This is a genomic window from Streptomyces sp. NPDC056948 (assembly GCF_042674225.1).
In the GTDB taxonomy this organism is placed as follows: domain Bacteria; phylum Actinomycetota; class Actinomycetes; order Streptomycetales; family Streptomycetaceae; genus Streptomyces; species Streptomyces purpurascens.
In genome coordinates this window covers 18,543-31,839 of the sequence record NZ_JBHUQX010000006.1, presented here as the reverse complement: position 1 = coordinate 31,839, position 13,297 = coordinate 18,543, and the positions used below count along the sequence as shown (strand labels likewise).

Sequence of the window (13,297 nt, the reverse complement as noted above, 5' to 3'; positions counted from 1 at the left end):
TCACCGCGCCAGGCACATCCCGGCCGTCCGTCGAGTTCTGTGCGCACAACCTATTCCTCCCAGCGGCGAACTCCCATGCGCCGCCGCCGGGAGACCGGCGGCCAACCCCTGGTAACCCGCCCGGAACTCGGCCTTTACACGATCAGAACCCCGTTCGGTGCCCTTTTTTGGCGAGTTCGCTCGCATTGGGGATCCCAGGTCACTGGGGACGCGGAAAACAACCCTCTTATCGGTCTCCCCAACCAGCACATTGTTGGCTTAACTTATGTGGCATGACCTCCCCCCGCTCCACCTATGGCGGCGGCTACTACTCCGCCTCCTTCCCGGACACCCCGATCTACGACAGGCTCGTCGCCGAGCGGGGCACCCCGCAGATCGCCCCGATCCGGGTCCCCGCGCAGTACGACATGCCCGGCAGCAACCTGCCCGCCCTCCCGTCGGCGCTGCCCGCTCTGCCGGCAGCCCCCTCCCAGCCCGCCTACGGCTACCCGCAGGCCCAGCAGCCCGCCCCGCTCCAGCAGGCGCCCGCGGCGTACATCCCGCAGCAGGCCTCCGCACCGCGTGGTTATCCCGGGCCTCAGCCGCAGCAGCCGCGCCCGGCGGCGCCCGGCGGCTACGAGGCGATGCGACCCGCGGCGCCCCGGCCCGCACCGGCTCCGTATCAGGACCCGTACAACAACCAGCAGTACCGCGGTTACTGAGCGACCCCGGGGGTGTCGGTGCCGGCTGGCACGATGACCCCATGGGGTACGCACAGCTGCACTCGATTCACGTCCATCCGGTCAAGGCGGTCCGGGGCCTGGCGCCCCGGAAGGCCGTCGTGGAGCCCTGGGGGCTGGCCGGAGACCGGCGCTGGGTGCTGATCGACGACGGGGGAAAGGTCGTCACGCAACGCCAGCAGCCGCGCCTCGCGACCGCCGCCGCGGAACTCCTGCCGGACGGTGGCGTCCGGCTGTCCGCGCCCGGCATGGAGCCGCTGACGGTGCCCGTTCCCCGGCCCCTCGGCACGGTGCCGGTGCAGATCTTCCGTGACAAGGTCGAGGCGGTCCCGGCCGAGGACGAAGCCGCGCACGCCTGGTGCAGCGCCTGTCTCGGCATCGGTGCGCGTCTCGTCCACATGCCCGATCCGGCCACGCGCCGCCCCGTCGACCCGGAGTACGCGCGGCCCGGCGAGACCGTCTCCTTCGCCGACGGCTTCCCGCTGCTGCTCACGACGACGGCCTCGCTCGACGCCCTCAACTCCCTGATCGCGCAAGGCGACCACGCGGACGAGGGCCCGCTGCCCATGAACCGTTTCCGGCCGAACGTGGTCGTGGCGGGCACCGGCGCCTGGGCCGAGGACGCGTGGTCGCGCATCGCCATCGGGGAGGTGTCCTTCCGGGTCGCGAAGCCCTGTGGCCGGTGCGTGGTGACCACCACCGACCAGGGCACGGGCGAGCGCGGCCGCGAGCCCCTGTACAGCCTGGGGCGGCACCGGCGGCTCGGCGGCAAGCTGGTCTTCGGGCAGAACCTGGTGCCCCTGTCCCGGGGCACGATCCGGGTCGGGGACCCGGTCAGGATCCTCGATCAGCGCGGGCAGGAGCTCTCCGACCGCGGCGGGAACCGCGTCGCGGGCCCGGGCGTTGGGCTTGTGTGAGAAGTTCATGAGAGACCCGTGAGAGGTGATTTGGCTCTCTCTTCGACGGGTCCGCGCGTGGAGGGCTCCGCGGGGGGTTATCACGGAGCGGGAAGGGGGTGCAGTCGGTGCGAGCGATCAGGGGGCTCTGGCGCTGGCGGCGCAATCCACTGTGCCGCGCGACCGATCTGGCCGAGGCCTGGGTGGCGCTGGCCGCCCTGCTGTTGATCCTCCTGGTCGCCCCGGTGGCCGGATCCTTCGTCGGAGGCGCCGCCCAGGACACGCTGCAGCAGTCCGTCCGGACCCAGCACGAGGCACGGCATCTGGTGACGGCCACGGTGATCCGCAAGCTGGACCGCTCCCCGCTCGACGCCGACCCGGAGACCTCGACGGGCAGGGATCTGCGCAACCGCGTCCTCGCCGACTGGGCCGCCCCGGACGGCACCGCGCACCAGGGCCCGGTCCTGGCGGGCCTCAAGGACCCGCAGCAGGGCGACGAGTTCCGGATATGGACCGACCGGCACGGCCGGATGGTGGCCCGCCCGCTCGACTCCGCGACGGCGTCGACGCACGCGGTCCTCGGCGGCATAGGCGCGGCCCTGGCGGCCGGAGGCCTCGTCGAGGGCGCCAGGCGGCTGATCGTCTGGCGCATGGTCCGCCGCAGGTACGCCCGTTGGGACCAGGCATGGGACAAGGCGGGCCCGGACTGGGGCAGGACGGGCACCGGCAGCTGAGACGGCCTTCCGACTCTGGTCAACCCACCACCCGCGCGCACGCTACGGTGGTCCGGCCGAGACGATCGGCACAACCCGCGCGCGAGCGAGCAGGAAGGGCGCGCCGGTGTCGCTGCCGCGTGCGCGCGCAGGCCCGAGAGGCCGCGCACGGCCGCGACTCACGACACGGGCTGAAGCGCCCCGAGGGCGAACGAGCCATCAGTACGACCGAGGTGGGGGCACAGCTACACCATGGCACAGGGCACGGTCCAGGTGACGCACACCGGCACCTCGCGGTGGCGGCGCCGCACGGGTGAGTACGCATCGCTCGCCGCTGCCCTGGAGGCCGCGGCCGACGGAGACGTCCTCACCGTCGCCCCCGGCACCTACCGGGAGAACCTCGTCGTGCAGCGCGCGGTGACCCTGCGAGGGCCGGAGGGCTCCCCCGGCTCCGTGCGGATCGCGCCGGTGGACGGGGTGCCGCTGACCGTGCGCGCCTCGGCGGTGGTGCAGGACCTGCATGTGGAGGGCCAGGACTCGGCCGCCCCGGCCGTCCTGGTGGAGGAGGGCACACCGGAGCTGCGGGACGTGCGGGTCGTCACGCGCTCGGCGGCGGGGATCGAGGTGCGCGGCAGCGCCCGGCCCACGGTCCGGCGCTGCGCGGTCGACAATCCGGCGGGCATCGGCATCGCCGTACTCGACGGCGCGGGCGGGGTGTTCGAGGAGTGCGAGGTCGTCGCGGCCGGCCAGTCGGGCGTGGCGGTGCGCGGCGGCGCCCACCCCCGGCTGGAGCGGTGCCGGGTGCACCACACCTCGGGCTCGGGCCTGTCGGCGACCGGGGAGAACTCGGCGCTGGAGGCGGTGGGCTGCGAGATCTACGAGGTCCGGGGCAGCGGGGTGCAGATCACCGGCCGGGCCACCGCGCACCTGACGGACTGCGATGTGCACCGGACGACGGCCGACGGCGTCACGCTGGACACGGACGCCGTGCTGACGCTCGCCGACTGCCGTATCCACGACATCCCGGAGAACGCGGTCGATCTGCGCTCGCGTTCGGTCCTCACGCTGACGCGCACCACGGTGCGGCAGTTCGGGCGCAACGGCCTGTCGGTGTGGGACCCGGGCACGCGCGTGGACGCCAACCAGTGCGAGATCTTCGACAGTACGGGCGACTACCCGGCGGTGTGGGTGAGCGACGGGGCCACGGCGGTGCTCGACTCGTGCCGGGTGCACGACGTGCCGGACGCGCTGTTCGTCCTCGACCGCGGTTCCCGTGCGGACGTCGTCGACAGCGACCTGTCGCAGGTGCGCAACACGGCCGTGTCGGTGAGCGACGGCGCGACCGCCCAGCTCGACGACTGCCGGATCCGGGACGCGGCGACGGGCGCCTGGTTCCGCGACCACGGCAGCGGCGGCACCCTCCGCAACTGCACGCTGGACGGCACCCAGACCGGCGTCATCGTCACCAAGGGCGCCGACCCCACCGTCGAGCGCTGCACGATCGACTCCCCGGCGGAGGCCGGGGTCTATGTCTCGGCCGGGGGTCGCGGCAGCTTCCAGAACTGCCGGGTGACGGGCAGCGGCGGCTACGGCTTCCATGTGATCGACGGCAGCCGTACGACGCTCAGGAAGTGCCGCACCGAGCGGTGCACGCGCGGCGGCTACGAGTTCGCGGACAGCGGCGCGGACGCGGCGTCCGGGACGGGCCCCGTGGTGGAGGACTGCACCAGCGACGAGAGCGCGGGGCTCAGGCCGCCCGCGGCGCGGGAGACGGCCGTGCAGACGGTGAACCACTCCCCCGGTCTGCTGGGCGCCCTCCCGGAGCAGCGCACCGAACCGGAGCCCCCGGCCCCGGCCGTGGAGCCCGAGCAGCCGTCCCGCTCCTCCAAGGCCGTCCTCGGTGAACTGGACGCGCTGGTGGGCCTGGAGAGCGTCAAGCGCGAGGTACGTGCCCTCACCGACATGATCGAGGTCGGCCGGCGTCGGCAGCAGGCGGGCCTGAAGGCGGCCTCGGTCAAGCGGCATCTGGTCTTCACCGGCTCCCCCGGCACCGGCAAGACGACGGTCGCGCGGCTGTACGGCGAGATCCTCGCCTCCCTCGGTGTGCTGGAGAAGGGCCACCTGGTCGAGGTGTCCCGGGTCGACCTGGTGGGCGAGCACATCGGCTCGACCGCGATCCGCACACAGGAGGCCTTCCAGAAGGCGCGCGGCGGCGTGCTGTTCATCGACGAGGCGTATGCGCTGTCCCCCGAGGACGCCGGCCGTGACTTCGGCAAGGAGGCCATCGACACGCTGGTGAAGCTGATGGAGGACCACCGGGACGCGGTCGTGGTGATCGTCGCGGGCTACACGGCCGAGATGGAGCGCTTCCTGTCGGTCAACCCGGGTGTGGCGTCCCGCTTCTCACGGACCATCACCTTCAGCGACTACGGCCCCGAGGACCTGCTGCGGATCGTGGAGCAGCAGGCCGAGGAGCACGAGTACCGGCTGGCGCCGGGCGCCGGTGAGGCCCTGGGGAAGTACTTCACGGAGCTCCCCAAGGGCCCGGCGTTCGGCAACGGCCGTACCGCACGGCAGACGTTCGAGGCGATGGTGGAGCGGCATGCGAGCCGCGTCGCCCAGGTCGCGGAGCCGAGCACGGACGATCTGACGCTGCTCTACGCCGAGGACCTGCCCGAGCTGCTCTGAGGATCCGCCTCCGGGCCCGGGCAGGGCGGCTCGCCGGGGTTCCGGGGTGCCGGCAGGCCCGGCCGCAGCCGGGCCAGCAGCTTGCGGCGCTCCTCGGCGAACGCCGGGTCGGCCTGGTAGTCGGAGTGGCCGAGGATGGGCGCGGGAAGCGGCAGCGAATCCGTGCGGCCGTAGGCGAGTGGATCCCGCAGAGGGCCGTGGTCGACCTGGTGGCCGCGGTCGCCGGGCAGGCGCATCGGGCCGCCGATGGGGTCGGTGAGCCGGTAGAGGTTGCGCCAGCAGTCGACCTCCCGGTGCAGTGAGCTGAGCGCGGCGGGGCCGAAGTGGGCCGGGAACCAGCGGCCGTAGAGGCGTTCCAGCGGGGAGCCGTAGGTCAGCAGCGCGACCCGTTTGCGGGCGGACGGGGTGAGCTGCCAGGCCGCCGCGGCGGCGAGCACGCTGCCCTGCGAGTGCCCGGAGATGACCAGCCGTCCGCCGGTGGTCCGGGTCCAGGTCGCCATCCGCCAGGTCAGGTCGGGCACGGCGCGTTCGGCGTAGCAGGGCGGGGCGAAGGGGTGGGCGGCGCGCGGCCAGAAGGTGCCGACGTCCCAGAGGATGCCTATGGTGCGGCGGGCCGCCGCGTCCTTGTAGGCGCGCCGGCCCCAGGTGACGAAGAGTATGAAGCCGAGGCCGATCAGCCAGGATCCGAGGGCCTGGGCGGTCTCCGCGGCGCCGTGGACGACGGGGTAGGCGCCCTGCGCGGCCTCCCCTGGTGTCTCGTCGGTGGTCAGGGCGCCCACCAGGGCTCCGGCGCCGAGGAGCAGGGTGACGCCGGAGGTGACGGCGACGATGCGGGGTCCCCGGTCGGTGAGCGCGGCCATCGCGCGGGTGTAGGCGATGCGGCGGGTCCGGGCGCGGTCCTGGGTTTCGTCCGGGTAGTCGCGTGCCACGGCCTCGCGCTCTTCGCGGGCGAGCTGCCAGGCGCGCCGGCCCAGCCAGCCGAAGAGCACCAGGAGCACCACGATCAGGGGCGGGATGACGGACGCCTGCCAGGTCAGCAGGACCGGTGGGCCGTCGATCGACGTGCCGGTGCCGTCCAGCCAGTCGGACACGCGCTGGGACACGCCGCCGGACATCACCCCGCCCAGGGCGCAGGCGAGCATCGCGACGGCCGGTCCGCCGAGGCCGCGCAGCACGGCCCGCCGGTCGGGGTCGGTGCGGTGCAGGGCGTGGGCGACGCCGGCGAGGACGATCACGAGCAGGCCCTGGACCAGAGCGATACCGCCGAAGGTCATGTCGCCCGGCAGCCGCCCGGCCGACTCCCAGTCGGGGCGCTCCCACCCGGCGTACAGCAGGGCGAGGCCGAACAGGACGAGCGCGGCGAGCGGCAGGCGTCGGACGAAACGTTCGTCGAGCTCACGGTCGAGACGCTTCTCGCTGCGGCCCCGGCGGCACACCACCCAGACCACGGCGACCGCGCAGGCCGCGAGGGCCGCCTCCAGGAGCAGGCCCAGGATGTTCAGTACGGCGGGGCCCCCGGGCTCACGGTCACGGCGGGCGGCGGCGCTGGCGACCGCGGCCGCGACGGTGATCAGCCCGGCGGCGGTGTGCGCGGCTCGCAGCCGGGCGACCAGCCGGCGTCCGTACCAGAACCCGGGGCGGCCCAGCGCGGTCGGGCTGCCGTCCTCGTCGGGCTCGGGGTCGCGCTCGATCGGCTGCTGGGACTCGTAGTCGCTCCAGGTGCGCTTGGACAGGTACCACAGCAGGGCGGTCAGGGCGGTGGGGACGAAGGCGGCGAGGGCGAGCCTGCGGCCGGGGCTGCTCCACCAGCCGCCGTCCGAGACGGTGGGCGAGAGGAAGCCCAGCCAGGAGTGGCGGTCGGCGCACGCGGGGGTGCCCGCGCACTGCCATGCCGCCAGGTCGAGGGCGACCTCGCAGGCCGCCGCGACGAGCAGCACCGTCAGGGTGAGTCCCGCCAGCCGTACCAGGAGGCCGTAGAGGCGCACCGTGCGTCTTCGGCCGCGGGCGGTGGGGCGCATCCAGTGGGCGAGGTTGACGACCATGAACGGCAGCAGCAACAGCCACAGGGCGCGGGTGCCGTTGCCGGAGGTGAGGTTGCACCAGACGTAGGCCTCGGGCACCGGTCCGTCGCGGCGGTGGGCGTCGGGGCTGGTCTCCGCTTCGACGTCGTCGGCGCGGCGGAAGACGGCCGCGATGTTGTCGCCGGTGATCCGCACCGTCCGCGGATCATTGAGCATCTCGTGCGGCGTGGTGCCGCCCACGCCGTGGACCAGGAGTTCCAGGGCGGTCCCGGTCTCATCGGGCCGCCGGGCGGGCTGGTCCGGCCCGTCGGTCGGGACATGTTCCTGCGCACGTTCCACTGATTCGCACTTCCCCCGTGACACGCCGTCGGCTCTGTCCGTGCGGGCACAAGGATCTCCACTTCTGCGGCGCCGTACACCTCCTGTCACGGAATCTCCCCGATCCGTGATGCAGGGAAGCAACGGATGAGCCGCGAGTGACATGTGCGCGACGAGCGGTCGGTGGCGCCGGCGGCTCCGCGACATGCGAGGATGAGACGTCCGCGCACCGGAGCCCGGGGAGAATGTCCTAGTGGGGGCGAGTGTGCTGGGCGAGTCGGACGGCATTGAGGCGAAAGGACCGGAGCGTACGTGAGCGAGAATCAGAACCTCCTCGCGGAGCAGCGGCGATCCCTGATCCTCGACGAGGTCCGCCGCCGGGGCGGTGTCCGGGTCAACGAGCTGACCCGCAAGCTCGGCGTGTCGGACATGACCGTCCGCCGCGATCTCGACGCGCTGGCCCGCCAGGGCGTGCTGGAGAAGGTGCACGGCGGCGCGGTCCCGGTGGTCGAGGCGAGTACGCACGAACCGGGCTTCGAGGCGAAGTCGGGCCTGGAGCTGACCGCCAAGGAGGACATCGCGCGAGCCGCGGCCAAGCTGGTCGCGCCGGGCGCGGCGATCGCCCTGTCGGGCGGTACGACGACGTTCGCGCTCGCGCACCAGCTGCAGGACGTGCCGGATCTGACGGTGGTCACCAACTCGGTGCGGGTGGCTGACGTCTTCCACGCGGCGCAGCGCACCTCGGGCCCACGGCAGGGCGCGGCCACGGTCGTGCTGACCGGTGGTGTGCGCACTCCGTCCGACTCACTGGTGGGGCCGGTGGCCGACCAGGCGATCGCGGCGCTCCACTTCGACCTGCTGTTCCTCGGAGTGCACGGCATATCGGTCGAGGCCGGCCTGTCGACGCCGAACCTCGCGGAGGCCGAGACGAACCGGCGGCTCGTGCAGTCGGCCCGGCGGGTGGTGGTGGTCGCCGACCACACCAAGTGGGGCAAGGTGGGCCTGAGTTCGTTCGCCTCGCTGGAGCGGATCGACACGCTCGTGACGGACGCCGGTCTGCCGGACGAGGCGCGCGGGGTGGTCGTGGAGCATCTGCGGCGGCTGGTGGTGGCCGGGGAACCCGAGGACGGGGCAGACATCTGACGGGCCGCCAGCTAGGGTGACGCTTCCGGTCAGTGCCCGTTCCGTGCGAGGAGGGCTTCGTCCATGGCTCACCGTCTGCGCCCGGTCGGGCTCGACTTCGCCAGGATCGCGCCCGTGCGGCATGTCTCCGCGCTGGTGATCTCGGCTCCGGTGGAGGCGGTCTACCGTGCGCTGGAGGACGTGCCCGGCTGGGTCGACTGGTTTCCCCAGGTGACGGCCGCCCGCGCGCTCGACGGGGGTGCGGGCCGCGACATCACGCTCAGCGGGGGTGTCCGGTTCCGCGAGACCGTCATCGCGGCGAAGGAACCCGAGGTGTACGCCTACCGCGTCGACGTCACCAACGTGCCCGGGGTGCGCGCGATCGTCGAGGAGTGGCGGCTCGCGCCGGCCGGCGACGGCACCCGGGTGCGCTGGACCTTCGCCACCGACGGGACGGCGGCGTACCGGCTCGCCATGAAGCCGATACGGATCGCCCAGGCGCGCGCCTTCCGGGACGCCGTCTCGGCGCTGGACCGGAGGCTGACGGCCTGACGCCGCGGGCCCGGCCTCAGCCGGGCCAGACGCCCGTCTCCAGCAGCGAGTCGATCGCGGCGGTGTACGGCGCGATGTCGAGCCCCTGGGCGGCCAGCCAGGTGTCCGAGTAGTACTTGTCGAGATACCGGTCCCCCGGGTCGCACAGCAGGGTCACGACACTCCCCTGCCGTCCCTCGGACACCATCTCGGCGACGATCTTCAGCGCGCTCCACAGCCCCGTGCCCGTCGAGCCGCCCGCCTTGCGGCCGATGGCGCGCTCCAGTGCCCGTACGGCGGCGACACTGGCCGCGTCGGGCACCTTCATCATCCGGTCGATCGCGCCCGGCACGAAGCTCGGTTCCATGCGGGGCCTGCCGATGCCCTCGATACGGGAGCCGCAGTCGTACGTGACGTCCGGATCGCCGGTGGTCCAGCCGTCGAAGAAGCACGAGTTCTCCGGGTCGGCCACGCAGACGCGCGTGTCGTACTGCATGTAGTGGATGTAGCGCGCGAGGGTCGCGGAGGTGCCGCCGGTGCCCGCCGTGGCGACGATCCACGCCGGCTCGGGATACCGCTCCAGACACAGCTGGCGGAAGGTGGATTCGGCGATGTTGTTGTTCCCGCGCCAGTCCGTGGCCCGTTCGGCGTAGGTGAACTGGTCCATGTAGTGGCCGCCGGTCTCCGTCGCGAGACGGGCGGACTCCTCGTACATCGTGCGAGGGTCGTCCACGAAGTGGCACCGCCCGGAGTGGAACTCGATGAGGCGGATCTTCTCGGCGCTCGTCGTGCGCGGCATGACGGCGATGAAGGGAACGCCGATGAGCTTCGCGAAGTACGCCTCGGAGACGGCCGTCGAACCGCTGGAGGCCTCGATCACGGGTCTGCCCGGCCGGATCCAGCCATTGCACAGGCCATACAGGAAGAGGGAGCGGGCGAGCCGGTGCTTGAGGCTGCCGGTGGGGTGGGTCGACTCGTCCTTCAGGTACAGGTCGATGCCCCATCGCTCCGGCAGGGGGAACTGGAGCAGGTGTGTGTCGGCCGAGCGGTTGGCGTCGGCCTGGACCCTGCGGACGGCCTCTTTCAGCCACGCGCGGTAGCCGGCGTCACTGTGGTCGACGTCGAGGGTCACGCCGGTCCGGGTCTGCTGGGGAGTGCTCACGAGGGTGCTCCTAACGCTGCGCGCCGACGGCACGTCGCGCGGCCGACACCTCGATGATAAGCAGCTTCCGCACGCTTCTCACCTGCATAAACGCATCTTTGAGCCCCCCAAAGCGCCCCCTGGGGCAGAGGCCGGGGCAAGGGGGCGCGCGGTCCCGGGGGCGCATTCGTGTGTGTGCTGCGGGCGCCCCCCGGCGAGGGGGTCGCACGTACTGGTGCTCGACGCCGGGTGGGGGCAGACTTCACCGCGGGACCAAGGCCCCGCACGGGGTACCGGCAGGGGTACGACGCACCGCCGGAGCAGGCTTCCGAGGCACACTGGATCCAGACACGAGCCGTACCGGGCGCCGCGGGGAGCGCGGGCCGGTACACCGACGCGCACAAGGGGGCGGGTGGCATGGCGGAGCCGGAGTTCAGGGCCACGGGCGTGCGGATCGGGAAGCGGCTGCGTTCGCTCACCCGGGCCGGGCAGGTCCGGATCAGCGACGGCCGGCTCGAGCTGCTGACCAGCTACGGCAGCGAGATCGACAGCGCGCCGGTACAGGCGGTGCGCGCGTCCAAGCCCTGGTTCGGCCCCGATGACCGGGCCACGGCGGATCTCAACGGCAATCGGTACCTGCTCACGCTGGGCGACCACGACCCCGCCCCGGGCGAGCCGGGGCCGCCCGCGGCACGACGCTTCATCGAGGCCGTGCGCCGAGCGGCGGGGCGTGGCGACTGAGATGTCCGCGAGTTGCGGTACCTCACCCCCTGCGTCACTCTGGTCTCACGTCACTCTGGGTTTACCGGCGATAACGCTGCGAACCAGCCCGCCGGCCACGACAGCGGGCGGCAGTGTCATGAAGACGCCCCGCTGGATCCGAACTCCGTGTTCTTCCGGACCTCACGTCGGGGAGTCGCAGCCGTGATCAGCTACCCAAACAGACACTGCACGGTGGAGCTTCAAGCTCTGCCGTCGCGGATCGGCCAGGTCCGCAGAATCGTATCTGCGCAGTTGCGCTACTGGCATCTGGACGCCCTGATCGACCGGGCCTCGCTCGGCGTGACGGAGCTGTTGTCCAACGTCCACCGGCATGCCCAGCCCGACAAGACATGCACGGTGGAGATAGAGCTGCTCCTCGACCGGCTCACGGTCTCGGTGCACGACCACGACCCGCGGATGCCCGTGGTTGAGGATCCTCAGGACATCGCGCCGCTGGCGACCTGCGGGCGCGGGCTCGCGATGGTGGCCGCCATGAGCGAGAGCTGGGGCGTCCGGCCGGACGGCGAGTCCGGCAAGGTCGTGTGGTTCACCCTGCCGACCTCCTTGGTGGCGCCGACGCGCCTGGCGCGGCGCGCGGTCCAGGAGAAGCCCGCGCGCAGGTTCGCGGAGGTCGGGCCCTCCACCGACGGGCTGCGGCCCGACCATGCTCCCGCCCGGTCCGCCGTTGCCGGCTGACCGGGCGGTGACCACCCTTCGCACGGCGGTTGCCGCCGGGACGTACGCCGCCGGGAGTGGTTCCGGGGCGTACGTCGCTCGGTGGCGAGGTCGGGGCCCTGCTCAGCGGGCGTCCGCCGCCTTGTCCGCGCGGCGGATCCGGGCCGGGGCGAAGGCGTCGATGCTGCCCGCGCCCTGACCGGGGGCGGCGTCCCACCCCTTGATGCGCCGGGCCAGCCGTGCGAGCCGTGTGTCGCCCGGTGCGACGGCGATCTGGAAGTGGGACTCCTTCACCGGGGCGAGTTCGCCGCCCCAAGCGACGACGCCCTCGCAGTCGGCGAGGATGTCGCGTACGACGGTGCGCTCCTGCTCGGTCATGCCCGTGGAGGCGTCCGCGCCCAGCGGGTAGAACAGCGGCCGGACGGCGATCGCGGTGCCGGACAGGTGGTTGGACTCGAACGGCGCCCCGATGTGGCGGTCGGCCGTGTGTCCCCGGACCTCCTCGGGGCGCAGCATGTCGATCTCGTAGGCGTATCTTCGGGCGACGTAGAGGAGGACGGTGGCCACGTCGCCCTCCACGAGGGGCACATCGACGTTGGTGCCCTCGACACGATGGGTGACCGCCTGGTCGACGACCGGCCAGCCGTTCTGCGACGTGGTGCCCTTCCAGGCGCGTTCGGCGGGCGCGGCCACGGCGGCGCCGGCGGCGGGCACGAGGAGGGCTCCGGCGGTCAGGCCGGCGGCGAGGCCGAGAGTGTGACGGCGGGTGAGTCCGGGAGCGATGTCGCTCAACGCTTGTGTTCCTTCCGGTAGCGGGCGACGGCGAGCGCGACCAAACACGCGGCAGCCAGCCCGAAGCTGATGAACAAGGCAGGAACGACCCAGGGGGAGACGAGATCCTGCGTCCGCCCGTCGTCCCAGTGACAGGCCGCGCGCGGCGGGAGGAACCGGTCCTCGAACCGGTTCCAGTCGGGCCGTGGCCACGAAGGGGCGTCGCACATGCGGGCGGGATCGGCGAACAGCACCTGTCCCGCGCCCCACAGGTAGGACAGCCCGGCGACGACCGCGCATCCGACGACGGCGTTCCGGCCGCGCCGTCCCCCGGGGATCCTCAGGCACAGCAGGCCGAGGCCCACGATGATCAGGGGGACGACCCAGCTGGGCATGGACGGCTCCTAACGGAACGAACTCTTGTGACGGGCCAGGGACTTCGCCTGGTCGCGGCGCTCAAGACCGGCGCGGGCGACCAGCACGTCCGCCCAGCCCCGGCAGTATTCCCTGAGCCGGTCCGGCGGGAAGAGGTTGGGCAGGATCACGCCTTCCTCCGCCGTGGTGAGGACGAGATAGGTCCGCCCTGCGGCGATGAGGTTGTGCGGGGTGGTCAGGATGTCGAACGCGGCGTCCGTGGCGGTGGCGGCCTTTCCGCCGAACCTCTTGGCGTAGTAGTCGCGGAAGCGGGTGCCTCCGCCCGTCTGTTCGTACTGCGCGCGGACCGCGGCGGCGATGGACTTGCCGGCCAGCATCTGCGCGGCCAGGAGGTAGCCGTCGGCGTCCTCCACGAGGTCGTTGTGCCCGAAGGAGGAGACCACCCCGGTCTGGCCGAGGCGTTCGACGCAGTAAATGTAGCCCGAGGCGATGCTGTCGCTGTCGCGGCGCCAGTCGCCGTAGAAGGTCATGAGGTCGCCGGCCCAGCCGGACACGTCGCCCTCGT

Annotated in this window: 13 protein-coding genes; 8 read left to right on the top strand and 5 right to left on the bottom strand. The window is 72.6% G+C overall.

Translation table 11 applies throughout. From position 1 onward, the window contains the following. The first annotated feature begins 272 nt into the window (after window positions 1–272). The 4 genes from ACFTZL_RS01765 to ACFTZL_RS01750 all read left to right on the top strand — a co-directional run bounded on the left by ACFTZL_RS01765 (window position 273) and on the right by ACFTZL_RS01750 (window position 5,016). Window positions 273–701, top strand: a complete 429-nt coding sequence (locus ACFTZL_RS01765) for a DUF6643 family protein (RefSeq protein ID WP_215123360.1) — start codon at window positions 273–275, stop codon at window positions 699–701. A gap of 41 nt (window positions 702–742) precedes the next feature. Continuing rightward, on the top strand, window positions 743–1,636 hold the full coding sequence (locus tag ACFTZL_RS01760; protein WP_382576955.1) for an MOSC domain-containing protein: 894 nt from the start codon (window positions 743–745) through the stop codon (window positions 1,634–1,636). A gap of 107 nt (window positions 1,637–1,743) precedes the next feature. Continuing rightward, a complete protein-coding gene (locus tag ACFTZL_RS01755; protein ID WP_382576953.1) occupies window positions 1,744–2,349 on the top strand; it encodes a hypothetical protein in 606 nt (201 codons plus the stop codon). Window positions 2,350–2,580: 231 nt separating this feature from the next. Beyond that, on the top strand, window positions 2,581–5,016 hold the full coding sequence (locus ACFTZL_RS01750) for a right-handed parallel beta-helix repeat-containing protein (RefSeq protein ID WP_382576951.1): 2,436 nt from the start codon (window positions 2,581–2,583) through the stop codon (window positions 5,014–5,016). Here the strand turns inward: ACFTZL_RS01750 and ACFTZL_RS01745 are convergent. Continuing rightward, on the bottom strand, window positions 4,986–7,376 hold the full coding sequence (locus ACFTZL_RS01745) for a hypothetical protein (RefSeq protein WP_382576948.1): 2,391 nt from the start codon (window positions 7,374–7,376) through the stop codon (window positions 4,986–4,988). The two genes, ACFTZL_RS01750 and ACFTZL_RS01745, sit on opposite strands and share 31 nt — an antisense overlap. 291 nt (window positions 7,377–7,667) lie before the next feature. Here ACFTZL_RS01745 and ACFTZL_RS01740 point away from each other — a divergent pair, with 291 nt between their 5' ends. Both ACFTZL_RS01740 and ACFTZL_RS01735 read left to right on the top strand, forming a co-directional pair. Then, window positions 7,668–8,498: a DeoR/GlpR family DNA-binding transcription regulator gene (locus ACFTZL_RS01740; protein ID WP_382576945.1), complete on the top strand. Its 831-nt coding sequence runs from the start codon at window positions 7,668–7,670 to the stop codon at window positions 8,496–8,498. A gap of 63 nt (window positions 8,499–8,561) precedes the next feature. After that, window positions 8,562–9,029 (top strand): SRPBCC family protein, encoded by a 468-nt coding sequence (locus ACFTZL_RS01735; protein ID WP_382576943.1) that lies wholly within the window; start codon window positions 8,562–8,564, stop codon window positions 9,027–9,029. A 16-nt stretch (window positions 9,030–9,045) separates the two neighbouring features. Here the strand turns inward: ACFTZL_RS01735 and ACFTZL_RS01730 are convergent, their stop codons facing one another. Then, on the bottom strand, window positions 9,046–10,170 hold the full coding sequence (locus ACFTZL_RS01730; protein WP_382576942.1) for a PLP-dependent cysteine synthase family protein: 1,125 nt from the start codon (window positions 10,168–10,170) through the stop codon (window positions 9,046–9,048). 396 nt (window positions 10,171–10,566) lie between these two features. Between ACFTZL_RS01730 and ACFTZL_RS01725 the strand changes: the two genes are divergently transcribed. Together ACFTZL_RS01725 and ACFTZL_RS01720 are read left to right on the top strand one after the other, a co-directional pair. Beyond that, window positions 10,567–10,890: a hypothetical protein gene (locus tag ACFTZL_RS01725; protein WP_261682162.1), complete on the top strand. Its 324-nt coding sequence runs from the start codon at window positions 10,567–10,569 to the stop codon at window positions 10,888–10,890. Window positions 10,891–11,073: 183 nt separating this feature from the next. Then, window positions 11,074–11,607 carry an ATP-binding protein gene (locus tag ACFTZL_RS01720; RefSeq protein WP_382576940.1) on the top strand — a complete coding sequence of 178 codons (534 nt, stop codon included), beginning with the start codon at window positions 11,074–11,076 and terminating at the stop codon, window positions 11,605–11,607. 102 nt (window positions 11,608–11,709) lie between these two features. On the opposite strand, the gene ACFTZL_RS01715 is transcribed toward ACFTZL_RS01720, so the two are convergent. The 3 genes from ACFTZL_RS01715 to ACFTZL_RS01705 are packed head-to-tail and all read right to left on the bottom strand — an operon-like array spanning window position 11,710 to window position 13,286. Further along, the gene (locus ACFTZL_RS01715; RefSeq protein WP_382576938.1) at window positions 11,710–12,378 is read right to left on the bottom strand and encodes a hypothetical protein; all 669 of its coding nucleotides are present in this window, start codon (window positions 12,376–12,378) and stop codon (window positions 11,710–11,712) included. Beyond that, window positions 12,375–12,752: a hypothetical protein gene (locus ACFTZL_RS01710; RefSeq protein ID WP_382576936.1), complete on the bottom strand. Its 378-nt coding sequence runs from the start codon at window positions 12,750–12,752 to the stop codon at window positions 12,375–12,377. Before ACFTZL_RS01710 ends, ACFTZL_RS01715 begins: the two co-directional genes overlap by 4 nt. Before the next feature lie 9 nt (window positions 12,753–12,761). Next, window positions 12,762–13,286: a hypothetical protein gene (locus ACFTZL_RS01705; RefSeq protein ID WP_382576934.1), complete on the bottom strand. Its 525-nt coding sequence runs from the start codon at window positions 13,284–13,286 to the stop codon at window positions 12,762–12,764. Window positions 13,287–13,297 lie beyond the last annotated feature (11 nt).